Genomic DNA, 16,670 nt, shown 5'->3' on the forward strand with positions numbered 1-16,670 from the left:
AAAAATGGCGGAAATTAAGGTACCTGAATTAGCAGAATCAATCTCAGAAGGAACAATAGCCCAATGGTTAAAGCAGCCTGGTGATTATGTAGAACAGGGTGAATATCTGCTTGAACTAGAAACGGATAAAGTAAATGTTGAATTGACAGCAGAAGAATCGGGTGTACTTCAAGAGGTATTGAAAGATTCGGGTGATACCGTCCAGGTCGGAGAAATTATCGGTACGATTTCAGAAGGCGCGGGTGAAAGTTCTGCCCCTGCTCCTTCAGAGAAAGCTGAAAGCAAGGAAGAAGAGAAGCAGGCTGAACCAGCGGCGCAAGAGGTGAGCGAGGAAGCGCAAACCGAAGCAAAGTCAAGAACGATCGCTTCTCCTTCAGCCCGTAAGCTGGCAAGAGAAAAAGGCATTGACCTGTCTCAGGTTCCAACGGGAGATCCGCTTGGAAGAGTGCGCAAGCAGGATGTCGAAGCTTACGAAAAACCGGCATCAAAACCGGCTTCTCAGCAAAAACAGCAGCCTCAGGCTCAAAAAGCACAGCAAAGCTTTGACAAACCTGTCGATGTGCAAAAAATGTCACGCCGCAGACAAACGATTGCAAAACGCCTTGTAGAGGTACAGCAAACATCCGCAATGCTGACTACATTTAATGAAGTAGACATGACGGCTGTCATGAATCTCAGAAAACGCCGCAAAGATCAATTCTTTGAGCAAAATGAAGTGAAACTCGGCTTTATGTCTTTCTTCACCAAAGCGGTTGTCGCTGCGCTGAAAAAATATCCGCTGCTGAACGCGGAAATTCAAGGCGATGAGCTGATCGTTAAGAAGTTCTATGATATCGGGATTGCTGTTGCGGCTAATGAAGGCCTTGTCGTTCCGGTTGTACGGGATGCGGACCGCCTGACATTTGCAGGAATCGAGAAAGAAATCGGCGAGCTTGCGAAAAAAGCAAGAAATAATAAATTAACCCTTAGCGAGCTTCAGGGGGGCTCTTTCACCATTACAAACGGAGGTACTTTCGGTTCACTGATGTCGACTCCGATTTTAAACAGCCCTCAAGTCGGTATACTGGGCATGCATAAGATTCAGCTGCGACCTGTCGCAATTGATGAAGAGCGTTTCGAAAACCGTCCGATGATGTATATCGCTTTATCTTACGATCACCGGATTGTAGACGGTAAAGAAGCGGTTGGTTTCCTAGTGACAATTAAAAATCTACTGGAAGATCCTGAACAGCTTTTATTAGAGGGATAATAAAAGAAGGTACATCACTTCATCGTGATGTACCTTTTTTTCATCTGTATTTAAAGAGACAGATTGCTGCTAGATGCTGTTTGTTTCTTTTTCGCTTTTTTTGACCAGTACGTTGCAAGCATGGAACCTGAAAGGTTATGCCATACACTGAACATCGCGCTAGGTACGGCTGATAGCGGTGCGAAATGAGCCGTGGCAAGTGCCGCTCCAAGTCCTGAATTTTGCATGCCGACTTCGATTGCAATCGCTTTTTGAGATGGATAATCCATTTTTAACAGCTTTGCGCAAAGAAATCCAAGCACATAACCGATACCGTTATGCAGCATGACAACAGAAAAAATGAGCAGCCCTGATTGAAGCAGATTTTCCCGGTTGCCGCTGACGACAGCTGAGACAATCGCAACGATGCCAATGACAGAAACAAGCGGAAGGGCATGTACGGCTTTTGCCACTTGTTTTCTGAAAAACATTTTGACGATCACGCCTGCAATGATCGGAAATAACACAGCCTGCAAGATTGAAATAAACAAAGACCCCGGTGAGACAGGAAGCCACTCCTTGGCAAACAGCATAATCAAAACCGGTGTTAAAACAGGTGCCAACAAGGTAGAAATTGTTGTAACAGCAACAGAAAGGGCCGCATTTCCTTTTGCTAAAAAAGTCATGACATTAGAGGCTGTGCCGCCAGGACAGCAGCCGACAAGAATAACACCCACTGCGATTTCTGCTGGAAGATGCAGTCCAACTGCCAGGCCGAAAGCAATAAGCGGCATGATGGTATACTGTATAACCACCCCAACCATGACATGCCAAGGTTTTCTGAGCAGCTCTTTGAAATCATCGGCTTGCAGTGTAAGCCCCATTCCAAACATGATAATGCCAAGAAGAATCGTAATATAAGAACTGATCCATGTAAAAAAAGACGGGAAAGAAAATCCCAGCACGGCAAAAACAATGACCCATATGCCGAAGGTTTGTCCCGCGAAATGACTTACTTTTCTAATAATACCCATAAAAACACTCCTTACATATTGATCAAGAACTTCAGCAAAAATTCTGGACGGATTTTCAACATCCTCTTATTATAATTAATTTTCTGAATAATTCAATATCAGTAGTTGGAATGTCTTTTTATAGATGACGATAAATATATTATGTAAACTAATGAAAATGTTCTTGACTATATAGGAAGATATTCTTACAATGAATCTTTATAATGGTTTGATAAAATTAGGAGTGATAGGGTGAAGGAAGCGAATCAATGGTCTTCGAAGCTCGGCTTTATTTTGGCCGCGGCAGGATCAGCTATCGGGCTTGGCGCGATATGGAAATTTCCATATGTAGCGGGAACCGGCGGAGGAGGCGCATTTTTACTTATTTTTATTTTATTTACGGTTTTAATCGGACTGCCTTTATTGTTTGGTGAATTCATCATAGGCAGAAAAACACAGAAAGATGCCGTTCAATCCTATAAAACACTTGCTCCGGGAACGAAGTGGCATTGGATCGGTTATTTAGGCATGGCGACGTGTTTTATTCTTTTATCTTTCTACAGCGTTGTCGGCGGATGGATTTTAATTTATATTACAAAAGGCTTCACTGGCGGATTATCGCAAACATCTGGTTTTGATACGATATTTGCAAGTACAATTTCAAATCCTTATTTAGCTGTAGGAGGCCAGCTGCTCTTTATGGTGATCACCATTTTAGTTGTTGCCAAAGGGGTAAGCAGCGGAATTGAAAAAGCCAGCCAAGTGTTAATGCCGGCGCTTTTTATATTATTTGTCATATTAATGGTGCGTTCCGTTACACTTGATGGCGCCATGGAAGGGCTCAAGTTTTTCCTGATGCCCGACATAACAGCAATTGACGCGAATACGATTTTATATGCGATGGGCCAATCCTTTTTCTTATTAAGTGTCGGCGTATCTGTCATGGTAACGTATAGCTCTTATTTAGAGAAACAGGAAAATCTTGTGCAATCTGCTGTATCAGTAACGGTATTGAACATGCTTGTTGCTGTAATGGCCGGAATTGCGATTTTTCCAGCTGTATTTTCATTCGGCCTCAAACCAGACCAAGGGCCGGTTTTGTTATTTAACGTGCTGCCGACTGTGTTTAATCAAATGCCGTTCGGAATTATCTTTTTATTAGCATTTTTAATTCTATTTTTATTCGCGGCACTGACATCCGCTTTTTCAATGCTGGAAATTTTGGTCGCAGTGCTTTCTAAAGGCGATGTCAATAAGAGAAAACGATTCGCTTGGTTAGGCGGAATTGCTATTTTTATTGTCGGTGTGCCGTCTGCACTATCATACGGTGTATTAAGTGACGTTACTATTTTTCACTTGTCCATTTTTGATGCGGCCGACTATCTTGTGAGCAATATTTTAATGCCGTTAGGCGCGTTATTGATTTCTATATTTGTCCCGTTAAAAATACCGAAACAGGATTTGTTTGACGAGCTGAAAAGCGGTTCCAACCTTAAACGAAAGTGGTTTGCAGTTTGGCTGCTGCTCATTCGTTATCTATCTCCTGTTGCCATCATCATCGTATTTTTGCATGTGTTAGGCATTTTTTAAAACACGAAGCCCCCAGGAAAAGGGGGCTTTTTTTAATAGAGTTTCCAAACGACTTCTTTTGCCTGTTCAAAACGTTTTTCTGCCTCACGCCAATCCACGACATTCCACCAGTGATCGACATAGCTCGCCCGGTCATTTTTATATTGCAAATAGTAGGCATGTTCCCATACGTCAAGCGCTAAAAGAGGAATCACATCCCATTGGCTGAAGAGCTGGTGCTTTTCTGCCGTTAAAATCTCCAGCCGTCCCGATCGAGGCGCCCAGACTAGGATGGCCCAGCCGACACCCTCCACTTTTTTTGCGGCCTGAGTAAAATGTTCTTTAAAAGCGGAATAGCTTCCAAATGAAAGATCAATCATTTGGAACAATGCTCCTGTAGGACGCCGTTTTCCGTTTGGATGCATCGAAAACCAGAAAATACTGTGTAAATAATGGCCTGCTCCATGGAATGCAAGCTCTCTTTCCCAATGAGTGATCAAGTCATAATTCTTTGTCGCTCTTGCTTTTTTAAGTTCTGTTTCTGCTTTATTCAGACCGTCAACATAGCTTTGGTGATGTTTCGTATGATGAAGGAACATAATGTCGCGTGAAATATAAGGTTCTAAGGCGGAATATTTGTACGGAAGCTTTGGAAGCACATGTTTCCCTATAGGGACATATGCGCGTCTTTCATTTGCATCCGCTGATTCTGTAATATCCCGATAAAGAGCAGCAGCCTGCTTATACCAATCTTCTTCTGTTGTTTGGTCATCTTCCAGTGCTGCTATCATCTTGTCGATTTGATCTTCAAACTGATCAAGCTCTCCTCGCTTTTGAATCTGGTCCTTAAGGGCTTCACACCAATTGAACATCTCTGTTTGATAAGATTCACGTTTCATTTATTGTCTCCTTTTCAATAGAATTCAAATATTTCCCGACAGCCAGCAAAGAGAATACATATGGATAACTGTGATAGCGGATATAAAATTGCTTTGGTAATCCGATCCCTGTTGGATACACCAGGTTATCGACGCCATGAGAACTGCTGTCAGTAAGATATTGCATACCTTTCACCACAGATGGGTGTTCGGGGTTTTCGGATGTGAGCAAAGCGTCTAAAGCCCAGGCTGTCTGTACAATGGTTCCTCTATTGCGCGGGACGTACGTTTTGACTTCGGCGCTTTTGCAGGATTCTCCCCAGCTGCCGTCATCTAGCTGTATGGATTTGAGCCAGCGCAGGGCCTTTTGTATAGCAGGGTGCTTCCGGTCAATCCCGCAGGCATGCAGACCCGTAAGAGCAGCCCATGTGCCATATATGTAGCAAACACCCCATCTCCCGTACCATGACCCATTTTGTTCTTGATGTTCGAAAAGCCAGTTCACTGCGCGCTGAATATGTTGATGTTTTTCTGTGAAGCCTGCTTTCTCGCCTAAAAAGTGCAGCACACGTCCGGTAAGGTCGGCGGTTGAAGCGTCAACTGCCGCGTCCTCAGCGGATTCAAGCGGGAGAAGGCGGATCAGAGGATGGTTCACATTTTTCTCAAAAGCTGAAAATCCGCCGTCATTGTTTTGCATCGATAAAAGCCAAGACACTCCTCGCTCCCAAGCTGAAGGAGAATAACTGCGGGGAATCGCTTTTAATGCGGCTGCAGTGTCGTCACAGTCAGGGTTGTTTGTATTGATGTTTGAAAATCCCCAGCCGCCGGGATTTGCATCCGGATTTTTGACAGACCAATCCGCTACTTTGGTATGCTGGCGGTCTAGCAAAAAGGCAGCTGCTTTTGTAATAGGGCCGTCTGTTTCGGCCACGCCGTTTTTTTGAAGGGCATAACTGATCAGAGCAGTGTCCCAAACAGTGGAAGTAGAGTTTTCCAGATAAGGAATCCCGCTGCACTCTGTCACTAGCGATTTAAGGCCTTTCAATGCCTTTCTGATGACATGAGAGTGGCGCGACACACCAAGTGACAGAAGGCTGTAAACCATAAATATGGTTGCGCTCGCATAGCTGTATAATGTTCCGTCTTTTTCAATTCGGTCCAGCATATATGTTTTCGCTGTCTGTAAGCCTAGCTGCTGAAAAGCAAAGGGTGCATGAAAAATACGTTTCCAATGTGACGAAATAGATGTGAGATCTCTTTCTTCAAAAGCATCAGATCGAAGCCAAGTGAAAGGGTTTTTTGTCATGTGCGGATCGAGATGGCGAAGAGATGGGATATTGCGGTTTTTAAGAACAAATCGCTGATTAAGTGTTACAGCCATAGGAGCAAAATGAATTCGGGCATAGGCGCTGAATTGATAGAAATGAACCGGTAATGTTGGGGGAAGCGCCATGAGCGATAATGGTAAATACAATACAGGCCAAGGATAGAGCCCGTTGGCGGCAAGCATCCATTTTGTCATGAAATGAACCTGCCTCAGTCCGCCATGGGCGATGATAAATTGTTCTGCTTTTCTCATGTGCGGGTCAGATCTGTGAAAACATCCTGAAGCCAGCATTCCGACATATCCTTGGACTGTAGCCGTTAGATTTCCGTTCGTTTCATCGGGATAATTGATGAATGTGCCGTCGGGTTGCTGTTTTTCACGAATGCCGGCTGCAAGCGCTGATATCAGTTCTTTTTCATGGTCACCATCATCAAGTGAGGTGAGGAGCAAAATAAAAAAGGAATTTGTCATGATTGGTCCTTCAAAGCAAAATGTCCACGAACCATCAGCATTTTGCCTGTCTTTTAACTCTGAAACGGTTTTATTTTGAAAACGCCTCACTTTCTTCTGAAGTGTGCTCATCACGCTCAACTCCTTCAGAAGCATATATATTCAGCGTCTTTTGCCGCCATTACAGAAAGAAAAAAAACTGCTGGCTGGCAGCAGTTTTTTTGACATGCATGTTAGTCTTCGAGATTAATCCATACACTTTTGACTTCTGTGTAGTTATCTAAGGCATATGATCCCATTTCTCGTCCGAGCCCTGACTGTTTATAACCGCCAAACGGAGACGCCGCGTCAAACACATTATAGCAGTTCACCCAGACGGTTCCCGCTTGAAGACGGTCCGCGATATAGTGGGCATGCTTGACGTTCTCTGTCCACAGTCCGGCCGCAAGTCCATATTCTGAATGATTCGCTCGGTCAATGACTTCATCGACTGTTTCATACGGAATCGCAGTCAGCACCGGTCCGAAAATTTCTTCTTTTGCGATCGTCATCTCGTCTTCAACATTCGCAAACACTGTCGGTGCGACAAAATACCCTTCTTCAAAAGGACAGCTTCCGCCAGTCACTGCTTTTGCTCCTTCGTCTTTTCCTTTTTGAATGTAGGAAAGAACCCGTTCGTGCTGTTCCTTGCTCACGAGAGGCCCGATTTGTGTATCCTTATGAAGTCCCGCTCCTTGGCGGAGTGATTCAGCATAGGACACCATCTCATCAATAACTTCATCATATTGGTCTTTATGAATGAACACACGCGACCCCGCACAGCAGACTTGGCCTTGGTTAAACATCACACCGTTTAAAGCGCCTGGGATGGCTTTTTTCAAATTGGCATCCGGCAGAAGAATATTAGGTGATTTTCCGCCCAGCTCCAATGTAACCCGCTTAATGCTTTTCGCAGCGGTGGCCATGATTTTCTTTCCGATTTCAGTGGAACCGGTAAAGGCAATTTTATCAACCGCCTCATGGTTCGTCAGCGTTTCTCCCGCATCTTCACCGAATCCCGGAATGATATTAATGACACCGTCCGGGAAGCCGGCTTGGTCAATTAATTCTGCCAAATAAAGAGCTGAAAGCGGTGTCTGTTCAGCCGGTTTGAGCACGATTGTACAGCCTGTCGCAAGAGCCGCACCCATTTTCCACATCGCCATCAGGAGCGGGAAATTCCATGGAATGATCTGGCCGACGACGCCGACAGGCTCATGGCGCGTATAATTAAAATAGGCGCCGGAAACCGGGATCGTCTGTCCTGTTATTTTTGTACACCAGCCGGCGTAATAGCGCATATGCTCAATAGCCAGCGGAATATCTCCATTCGTCGTTTCGTTTATCGGTTTCCCGTTATCAAGCGTTTCAAGCTGAGCAAGCTCAGTTTTATGTTCTTCCATTAAGTCTGCCAGCTTATACATCAGTCTGCTTCTGGAAGCTGGAGACATGGTTCTCCATTCGCCTTGGTCAAAGGCTTTGCGGGCAGCTTTAACCGCTTTGTCTACATCCGCAGCCTGGGCTTCATACAGCGTCATCAAGGTTTCGCCGGTCGCCGGGTTGGGAGTGTCAAAGGTTGCCCCTGAGGCACTCGGAACAAACTTTCCGTCAATATAAAGCTTCTTTGTTCCCTGCAAAAATGTCTCCAGCCTTTTCGTCACTTGCATCGTTAAAGAACTCATTCGTAACAAACCTCCAGTCATTTTTTATGGTCTGTTTTGAGATTCTTGGTGATAGCACATGGATTCCTTGATTCAATAGCAGAAAGAAGATATGACATTTGCTGTAAGAGTAAGCGTATACAAACATTCTATAATAGAAAACAAGTCAAAATCAATGAATAACCGATATTGCAATTTACAAAAGAAAAAAGCTACAATAAGCTTATAGATCAGTAAAGGAGATTTCATTTATGATTCATAACAATTGGCTTGAAAAAGAAACAATCAAAAAGGTGAAATGTGTGCAGACAAACGCAAAAAAATATATCGTGAACCGCGTTTTAACTCCGGGAAAAGAATATGAAGTGAAAAATGAAACAGAGGAGTTTCTGTTTGTGATCGACAATACGAATAAAGTCGGCGGCTATTATAAAGAATACTTCGAAAAGGTTTAATGCCTGAATCCTTAAAATATGAGCAGAAAATTTAATGAAATATAAAACCGCAGTTGGGCTGCGGTTTTTTTATGGTTAAAACAGGAAAAATAAAACAAAATTCAAGAAAACGTAAAAAACCAATTTTTCAAAAAATACTGCTGAATATTGAAACTTTTTTCTTTGTACGTGCGTATTACTTGATGCAACAGCATAAAAGACGGAAAACAAATCAAAAAATTGAAAAATGTAATCTGTTCGTAATGGTTTAAATGTCTTCTATGTCGTATTCTTATATAGGGATAAAGGACTTATTTTTATGTAATGAATGTTAAAACAATTAGATAAATGCAGAAAGAGGGGTTCTTCATTGGGTATTTTTTCTGTTAGCAGATCAACAGACGCAAAGAAGCTTGAAGCTTTGCTTGTTGAAGGGGAAAGAATAGAATCGATTTATAAGCTCCGAGTTGATCAAATTTGCTTTACAAATAAACGGATCATTTTCTTTGACAATAAGATGTTTTCTAAAAAGAAGGTTCGTGTATTTCTCCCATATAAAACAATTGAAAGCTTTGCGATCCAAGAAGCGGGCATGTTTGATCCCGACACTGGATTATTGTTGATGACAAGAAGCAAAACCTTTGAATTAGAATTTGCAAAAGACACCGATTTAAGCGAAGTTCAAGCGGTGCTGACAAAGCACTTGTGCAGCTGAATATTTGATGAGCCAGCCGTTCAAAAATGGTTAGGCTTTTTTTATATAAAAACAGAGCAGAGTGCACATACTGTGTACCTCAAAAAGAGAATACCTGAAATATCATTACCGCCTGCGATTACGATTCGTTCAAAAAAGCAGCAGCTCAACTTTCTATCAAAGTTCCCATGTTTGACAGGCGGCAAAACGGGAATCAGGATAGAAAGGAGAGGATACACATGGCACTGACAAAAGAACAAACACAGCATCTCTACCATAAATTGCTCGATATGCAAAAAGAATTGTCTGACGAAAAAAAGGAAACAAAATCAATGACGGAAGAAGTGGGGGAGCTTTCCAATGGAATTGACAACCATATGGGAGATCACGGCACGCTCGTCACAGATCGGATGACAGACCAAACGGTGAGAGAAATTGACCGGGAGCTGTTGGAAGAGGTCAACCATGCGTTACAAAAAATGAAAGACGGAACGTACGGAGTATGTGAAAAAACTGGCCAAGACATTCCTTATGAAAGGCTTGAAGCTGTTCCCTATGCAAGAATGACAGTTGAAGCTCAAGCTGATGCGGAGGATGATTTGGAGACAGATGCTCCGTCATTTGAAAGAGAGTTTCACGAACAGATAAAAGATCTATCCAATGAAGAAACAGTTGATCAAAAAAGCTCTCAGACGTATGAAATTTTGGATCGGGAACAAGATTCGAAGTGAAAATGGCAAGCAAGTACACCGATAGTAGATGTACTTGCTTTTTTTTTGGGGAGAAATCTCATATTTAAAATAAAATGTTTGACTTCTAGTGAAAAAGAAAGTAACATACTATTAGTAAGTAAATATAAAAAGTTTACCGGGAGGAATACAAATGTCTACAGTATTATTTGTAAAAACAAGCGACCGTACAGCTGAAGAAGGCGTTTCAACTAAACTTTACGAAGCTTTCTTAGCTGCTTATAAAGAAAACAACCCTGCGGATGAAGTGGTTGAATTAGATCTTCATAAAGAAAACCTTCCTTACCTTGGAAGAGATATGATTAACGGAACATTTAAAGCAGGTCAAGGAATGGAAATGACAGAAGAAGAGAAAAAACAAGCAGCAATTGCTGACAAATATCTGAATCAGTTTGTAAAAGCTGACAAAGTTGTTTTCGCATTCCCGCTTTGGAACTTCACAGTGCCGGCAGTGCTTCATACTTATGTTGATTACCTGTCTCGTGCAGGCGTTACATTCAAATACACACAAGAAGGGCCAGTTGGTTTAATGGGCGGCAAAAAAGTTGCGCTTCTTAACGCGCGCGGCGGTGTTTATTCTGAAGGACCAATGGCTGCACTTGAAATGTCATTAAACTTCATGAAAACAGTTCTTGGTTTCTGGGGTGTTCAAGACTTGCACACAGTTGTCATCGAAGGACATAACGCAGCGCCTGATCAAGCACAAGAAATCGTTGAAAAAGGTTTACAAGAAGCAAAAGATCTTGCTGCAAAATTCTAATTATGCCAAAACTCCTATCGTTGTGATAGGAGTTTTTTGTTTACATATTATATAGAAGAAAGTGATCATTCCTCTTAGCGAAAAAGGCTGTTTTTTTATTGTAATATATTTTGTGTTTGTCAAATTGTCATATATAATAGCGAAAAAGCAGTTTTAATCGCTGGAAAAAGTTTTTCTGAACAATTGTTCTGGCCCCTTGATAAAAATCAGCTGATGATGTACTATATAAAAGAAGCTACTTTGTGCGTATTGTTAATTAAGTTTTAACCTTTAAGCTGTAATAGGGAGTTTTATATCGAAGCCGGAATGTCACGCCTCCATTGTAGAGGACGACAGGAACGCTTCTGCAAACACCCACTTTGAGGAGTGGTGGTTTAAAACTTTCTTACTTGCATACGGCAAGACGTAGCGAAAGCCATTTCCTTTTTGGAAATGGCTTTTTATTTTATCTAAAAAAGCTTGATATCGTGAAAATTCAGTTTCTGTTTGAAAGAAATGAAGAGCACTTTTTTATGATATGATGGGAGAAATTCAAGAAAAAGCGAGGTTTACACGTTATGTTACATAGAGCCCAATCCCTTCTGGCCCATTATTTTGGCTATGAAAAGCTTCGCAGCGGCCAAGAGGAAGCGATCCGCTCGGTGACGGAAGCGAGGCAAAACACGGCCTGCATTATGCCGACGGGAGGAGGCAAATCGATTTGCTATCAAATTCCGGCCCTGATGTTTGAAGGGACAACGATCGTCATTTCTCCGTTGATTTCCTTGATGAAGGATCAAGTCGATGCGTTAGAAGAAGCGGGAATTAATGCTGCCTACATTAACAGCACACAATCCAATCAGGAAATATATGAGAGGCTGAACGGGCTCAAAGAAGGGGCTTATAAGCTTTTTTACATTACACCGGAGCGATTAACATCTACAGAGTTTATTCGGATTTTGCAGGGCATTGATGTTCCTTTAGTCGCAATAGATGAGGCTCACTGTATTTCTCAATGGGGACACGATTTCAGGCCAAGCTACAGAAATATTGAAATATTATTCCGAGAATTACATGACAAACCTGTCATCATAGCATTAACAGCAACGGCCACACCCGAAGTTCATGAGGATATCTGCAAACAGCTGCATATTCAAAAAGATCATACGGTATATACCGGATTTTCCCGAGACAATTTAACGTTTAAAGTAGCAAAAGGAGAAAATAAAGATCGTTTTATTGATGAATATGTGCAAAACAACAAACATGAAGCAGGCATTGTCTATACAGCGACCAGAAAAGAAGCTGATCGGATTTATGAGAAACTGAAACGAAATCAGATCAGTGCAGGGCGGTATCACGGGGGCTTGGCTGACGATGTGAGAAAAGAGCAGCAGGAAAGATTTCTTAATGATGAGCTGCAGGTTATGGTGGCAACCTCTGCTTTTGGAATGGGCATTGATAAATCCAATATTAGATTTGTGCTGCATGCCCAAATTCCGAAAGATATGGAAAGCTATTATCAAGAGGCTGGACGAGCTGGGCGGGACGGTCTTGAAAGTGAATGTGTTCTCCTGTTTTCACCGCAGGATATTATGGTACAGCGTTTTTTAATAGAACAATCAGAGCATGAAGAGAAACAAAAGCAGGATTTGAAAAAGCTGAGACAAATGGTCGACTATTGTCACACGGAAGATTGTCTGCAGCGTTTTATCCTTATGTATTTTGGAGAAAAGGAGCCTGATGCGTGTGGACAGTGCGGAAACTGTACTGATACTAGAACGGCCCATGACGTGACACGAGAGGCGCAAATGGTCTTATCGTGTATCATTCGCATGAAAGAACGGTTTGGCAAGACGATGGTTGCACAGGTGCTGGCCGGATCTAGAAATAAAAAAGTTCTTGAAAACGGCTTTACCGATCTCTCAACATACGGGATATTAAAACACCAATCAGTAGGGGAAATCAGTGATTTTATCGAATTTCTTATTTCTGACGATTTCATTAGAATGTCAGATGGAACGTTTCCGACTCTTTTAGTCAGCAGTAAAGGAAGGAATGTACTGAGAGGGGAATTATCAGTCACAAGAAAAGAAGCATTAAAAGCGGCAGCGATTACTGAAAATGATGAGCTGTTTGAGCGTCTGCGCATGGTTCGCAAAGATATTGCGGCAGAGCAGGGTGTTCCGCCTTTTGTTGTTTTCTCTGACCAAACGTTAAAAGAAATGTCAGGCAAACAGCCCGTAAATGACGAGGAACTTTTGTCTATAAAAGGAGTCGGAGAACAAAAAAGAGCAAAATACGGACGGCTTTTTTTACAAGAAATACAAGCTTATGCAAGGGTGACAGACTAAAAAAACAGAAAATCAATCTTTTTTTCTATAAAAAACACATTTTATTTTCTCTTTTTTGCCTCAGATTAAAAAGACTTGCGAAGCCTATTATATCAGGGGTTCAGCAAGTCTTTCCAGCCGAGAGAAATCCTTCATGTAAAGGAACTGTAATCTAAATCATATCTTTTTGTTATTGATTTGACATTTACGTGTGTTACGATAGCACCTGTTAGCCGCCAATAAAAAGCTAACAAGGGAGGATTTACTTATGAAGAAGACGATTATGTCCTTTGTAGCAGTTGCTGCACTTTCATCAACTGCATTCGGAGCTCACGCTTCTGCAAAAGAAATCACGGTGCAAAAGGGTGATACGCTCTGGGGAATCTCTCAGAAAAACGGAGTGAACCTAAAGGACTTAAAAGAATGGAACAAGTTAACTTCTGATCAAATCATTACAGGAGAAAAACTGACCATTTCTTCAGAAGAAACAACCACTACCGGGCAATATACAATTAAAGCGGGAGACACGCTGACAAAGATTGCTCAACAATTCGGAACGACTGTCAACAACCTGAAAGTTTGGAATAACCTAAGCTCTGATATGATCTATGCTGGATCTACACTTTCAGTAAAAGGTCAGGCAACAGCAGCAAACGCAGTTACTGAGAATACGCAAACAAGCGCACCTCAAACTCAAACAAAACAAGAAGCTGTGCAAAAAGAGCAACCTAAACAAGAAACAGTTCAACAACAACCAAAACAAGAAACAAAGGCTGCAGCAGAAACTTCTGTTCCTACAGAAGAAAAGGCTGTTCAATCAAATACAAATCATCAAGAAGCTTCAAAAGAACTAACAGTTACTGCTACTGCTTACACTGCTAACGACGGCGGCATTTCCGGCGTTACAGCAACAGGCATTGACTTAAATAAGAACCCGAACGCGAAAGTTATCGCGGTTGATCCTAATGTGATTCCTCTAGGTTCTAAAGTCTATGTTGAAGGCTACGGTGAAGCAACAGCAGGAGATACTGGCGGCGCTATTAAAGGTAACAAAATCGATGTATTTGTACCAAATAAAAGTGATGCATCCAATTGGGGCGTCAAAACTGTAAGTGTAAAAATCTTAAACTAATCATATAGTTTGTGATAAAAGACGCGAGCTTTTGGCTTGTGTCTTTTTTTCGTTCTGTGTAAAGATGTTTCTATCTTATGCTGATAAAAGAAAAGCGGTCCTGATGTTTTTCGCGTGTGAAAAATGGGTAGATGGTATATGTCCCTATCATCTAACTATTTTGCAGAAGGAGTTGCTGACTGTTGCTTTGGATTATTGTATCTTTTCTGGTTATCAATATCGGGATATTTCTATTTTCATGGCGGAGAACAAAGGAGGTTAACTTGCAATCGTCCGATGGATATTTTCTCGGAGGAAGAAGTCTGACTGCGTTATATATCGGAAGCTCGCTGCTGTTAACCAATTTATCAACAGAGCAGATGGTTGGGTTAAATGGACAAAGCTATGCAGGATCTATGACAGCGATGTCATGGGAAGCGAGTGCGCCGCTTGCGTTAATTTTTCTGGCGCTTGTCTTTTTGCCTCGTTATTTAAAAACAGGAATTACTACCATACCTGATTTTCTAGAGAAGCGGTTTGATCAAAGAACAAGACAGATCGTTTCGGTGCTGCTTATCATCGGCTACGCTGTTTCATTCCTGCCGACAGTACTGTATTCAGGCGCTCTCGTGTTAAATCAAGTCTTCCGCATTACAGATACATTTGGCATCAGCACATTTATGGCTGTTTTGCTGATATCCTTAATCATTGGCGTAACGAGCTGCTGTTATATTTTTTTTGGCGGATTGAAAGCTGCTGCATCAGCAGATGCCATATACGGAATCGGATTAATTTTAGGCGGTTTTTTTATTGTGATATTAGGAGTTCTTGCAGTCGGACAAGGCAGCTTTAGGGGCGGAGTTGCACAACTGACGGCTTTACATACAGACAAACTCAATTCAATTGATATCAGCAATTCGGCGGATGTGCCGTGGCCGACGATTTTAACAGGACTATTAGTGAATAATCTCTTTTATTGGGCTGTTAACCAAGCGATTGTTCAGCGGACATTAGGAGCGAAAAATCTAGCTGAAGGACAAAAGGGCGCTCTTTTAGCAGGTTTCTTTAAACTTATTGGCGTGTTTTATTTAGTCGTCCCCGGAGTGATTGCCTTTCATTTATATGGAGGCGGGATTAAAAATGCTGACAGTGTATATCCCCGGCTGATCGTCGATTTATTGCCGGCATCGCTTACCGGTGTATTCGCTGCTATTTTATTCGGAGCGATTTTAAGCTCGTTTAACGGCTCTCTGAACAGTACCATTACGTTGTTTACTCTGGACATATACAAACCGGTCTTTAAGCCTCATGCAAATGACGCTGATCTCGTCAAAACAGGGCGGATTTTTGTCGCGGTTCTCGGGCTGGTATCGATTGTCATCGCACCCTTTATTTTATATGCGCCATCAGGGCTGTACAACTATCTTCAAGAGATGTTCGGATTTTTTAATGTTCCGATATTAGCAGCGATCGTCATTGGCTTCTTTACAAAAAAAGTGCCGGCTTTAGCTGTGAAAATAGCTATACCAGCCCATATTGTTTTATATGGCTTATCAAAAATCTATTTAGGGCACATTCATTTTCTATACATCCTTGCCGTACTCTTTCCATTTTCAGTGGCTGTGATGCTTCTGACAGGAAAGCTGTATCCCAGGGAAACGGACTATAAGCTCGATCACAACCCGCAAGTGGATATAACATCTTGGAAGCACGTAAAGCTGGCGTCCTGTATCATTCTGATTTTAGTTGCGGCGACGTACCTTGTGTTTTCACCATGGGGAATTGCGGGTTAGCAAAAAGGATCTTGGCACCTGCCAAGATCCTTTTTATTTAAACCAGCCTTTTTCCTTTGACCGGGTAATGGCTTCTATTCGGTTTTTCACTTCAAGTTTATCAAGAATCATTGAAATATAATTTCGCACCGTCCCGCTTTTGATGCTGAGTTCCTGAGCGATTTCTTTTGTGTTTTTACCGTCAGCCACAAGTTCGAGCACTTCTTTTTCTCTGTCTGTAAGAGGGTTAGCCTCGCTGTATATGTCCTCCATCAGCTCAGGTGCATAGATGCGTTTTCCGTTCATGACGCTTCGGATGGCGCTCGCGAGCTCTTCGCTCGGACTGTCTTTTAACAAATAGCCCCTAACGCCGGCTTTAATGGCTCTCTGAAAATAGCCGGGTCTGGTAAAAGTGGTGAGGATAATAATGTTGCAGCCTGTATCCTTTAACTCCTCAGCAGCTTCAAGCCCCGTTTTTCCGGGCATTTCAATGTCCATAATGCATACATCAGGCTGATGATTTTTGACAAAATCAACAGCATCTTGACCGTTTGTACCTTTGCCGACAACTTCCATATCGTCTTCTAAATTCAGAAGTGATCCTAAAGCGCCCAAGAGCATTTGCTGATCTTCCGCAATAAATATACTAATCATGTAAGCCATCCTTTTTTGT

14 protein-coding genes and 1 other RNA gene are annotated in these 16,670 nt (G+C 42.2%); 10 read left to right on the forward strand and 5 right to left on the reverse strand.

The genetic code is table 11. The annotated features are described in order from the left end of the window. The first annotated feature begins 4 nt into the window (after positions 1–4). Positions 5–1,249 carry a 2-oxoglutarate dehydrogenase complex dihydrolipoyllysine-residue succinyltransferase gene (gene odhB / locus ACMX2I_RS11405; RefSeq protein ID WP_087993847.1) on the forward strand — a complete coding sequence of 415 codons (1,245 nt, stop codon included), beginning with the start codon at positions 5–7 and terminating at the stop codon, positions 1,247–1,249. Positions 1,250–1,299: 50 nt separating this feature from the next. Here the strand turns inward: odhB and ACMX2I_RS11410 are convergent, their stop codons facing one another. After that, positions 1,300–2,262, reverse strand: a complete 963-nt coding sequence (locus ACMX2I_RS11410; protein WP_414956990.1) for a bile acid:sodium symporter family transporter — start codon at positions 2,260–2,262, stop codon at positions 1,300–1,302. A 231-nt stretch (positions 2,263–2,493) separates the two neighbouring features. On the opposite strand from ACMX2I_RS11410, the gene ACMX2I_RS11415 reads away from it, so the two are divergent. Then, positions 2,494–3,831: a sodium-dependent transporter gene (locus ACMX2I_RS11415; protein ID WP_202327489.1), complete on the forward strand. Its 1,338-nt coding sequence runs from the start codon at positions 2,494–2,496 to the stop codon at positions 3,829–3,831. Between the two features lie 32 nt (positions 3,832–3,863). On the opposite strand, the gene ACMX2I_RS11420 is transcribed toward ACMX2I_RS11415, so the two are convergent. The 3 genes from ACMX2I_RS11420 to dhaS form a co-directional block, all read right to left on the reverse strand. Continuing rightward, complete coding sequence (locus ACMX2I_RS11420) at positions 3,864–4,709, reverse strand: superoxide dismutase (RefSeq protein WP_414956991.1); 846 nt, start codon at positions 4,707–4,709, stop codon at positions 3,864–3,866. After that, the gene (locus ACMX2I_RS11425; RefSeq protein ID WP_414956992.1) at positions 4,699–6,597 is read right to left on the reverse strand and encodes a prenyltransferase/squalene oxidase repeat-containing protein; all 1,899 of its coding nucleotides are present in this window, start codon (positions 6,595–6,597) and stop codon (positions 4,699–4,701) included. The genes ACMX2I_RS11420 and ACMX2I_RS11425 overlap by 11 nt, the downstream gene beginning before the upstream one ends. Positions 6,598–6,698: 101 nt before the next feature. After that, entirely contained in the window at positions 6,699–8,186 is a 1,488-nt protein-coding gene (gene dhaS / locus ACMX2I_RS11430; RefSeq protein ID WP_414956993.1) for an aldehyde dehydrogenase DhaS, read from the reverse strand. A gap of 230 nt (positions 8,187–8,416) precedes the next feature. Here dhaS and ACMX2I_RS11435 point away from each other — a divergent pair, with 230 nt between their 5' ends. From ACMX2I_RS11435 to ACMX2I_RS11470, 8 genes are all read left to right on the forward strand, one after another. Further along, positions 8,417–8,620, forward strand: coding sequence for a DUF6501 family protein (locus ACMX2I_RS11435; protein ID WP_350273078.1), 204 nt, complete (start codon positions 8,417–8,419; stop codon positions 8,618–8,620). 349 nt (positions 8,621–8,969) lie between these two features. Further along, on the forward strand, positions 8,970–9,314 hold the full coding sequence (locus ACMX2I_RS11440) for a PH domain-containing protein (protein WP_003220141.1): 345 nt from the start codon (positions 8,970–8,972) through the stop codon (positions 9,312–9,314). Positions 9,315–9,532: 218 nt separating this feature from the next. Next, entirely contained in the window at positions 9,533–10,024 is a 492-nt protein-coding gene (locus ACMX2I_RS11445) for a TraR/DksA family transcriptional regulator (protein WP_414956994.1), read from the forward strand. 151 nt (positions 10,025–10,175) lie between these two features. After that, a complete protein-coding gene (gene azoJ, locus ACMX2I_RS11450) occupies positions 10,176–10,802 on the forward strand; it encodes an FMN-dependent NADH-azoreductase AzoJ (protein WP_148961599.1) in 627 nt (208 codons plus the stop codon). 229 nt (positions 10,803–11,031) lie between these two features. After that, positions 11,032–11,218: non-coding RNA, 6S RNA (gene ssrS, locus ACMX2I_RS11455), on the forward strand. Positions 11,219–11,359: 141 nt separating this feature from the next. Further along, a complete protein-coding gene (gene recQ / locus ACMX2I_RS11460) occupies positions 11,360–13,135 on the forward strand; it encodes a DNA helicase RecQ (RefSeq protein WP_087993838.1) in 1,776 nt (591 codons plus the stop codon). Between the two features lie 247 nt (positions 13,136–13,382). Beyond that, complete coding sequence (locus ACMX2I_RS11465; protein ID WP_414956995.1) at positions 13,383–14,246, forward strand: LysM peptidoglycan-binding domain-containing protein; 864 nt, start codon at positions 13,383–13,385, stop codon at positions 14,244–14,246. Positions 14,247–14,428: 182 nt separating this feature from the next. Then, entirely contained in the window at positions 14,429–16,018 is a 1,590-nt protein-coding gene (locus ACMX2I_RS11470) for a solute:sodium symporter family transporter (protein WP_414956996.1), read from the forward strand. A gap of 33 nt (positions 16,019–16,051) precedes the next feature. Here ACMX2I_RS11470 and desR read toward each other — a convergent pair whose 3' ends face one another. Continuing rightward, positions 16,052–16,651, reverse strand: a complete 600-nt coding sequence (gene desR, locus ACMX2I_RS11475; RefSeq protein WP_394716178.1) for a two-component system response regulator DesR — start codon at positions 16,649–16,651, stop codon at positions 16,052–16,054. Between the last annotated feature and the right edge of the window lie 19 nt (positions 16,652–16,670).

The sequence above is a fragment of the Bacillus sp. SW14 genome (genome assembly GCF_047608225.1).
GTDB lineage: Bacteria > Bacillota > Bacilli > Bacillales > Bacillaceae > Bacillus > Bacillus subtilis_G.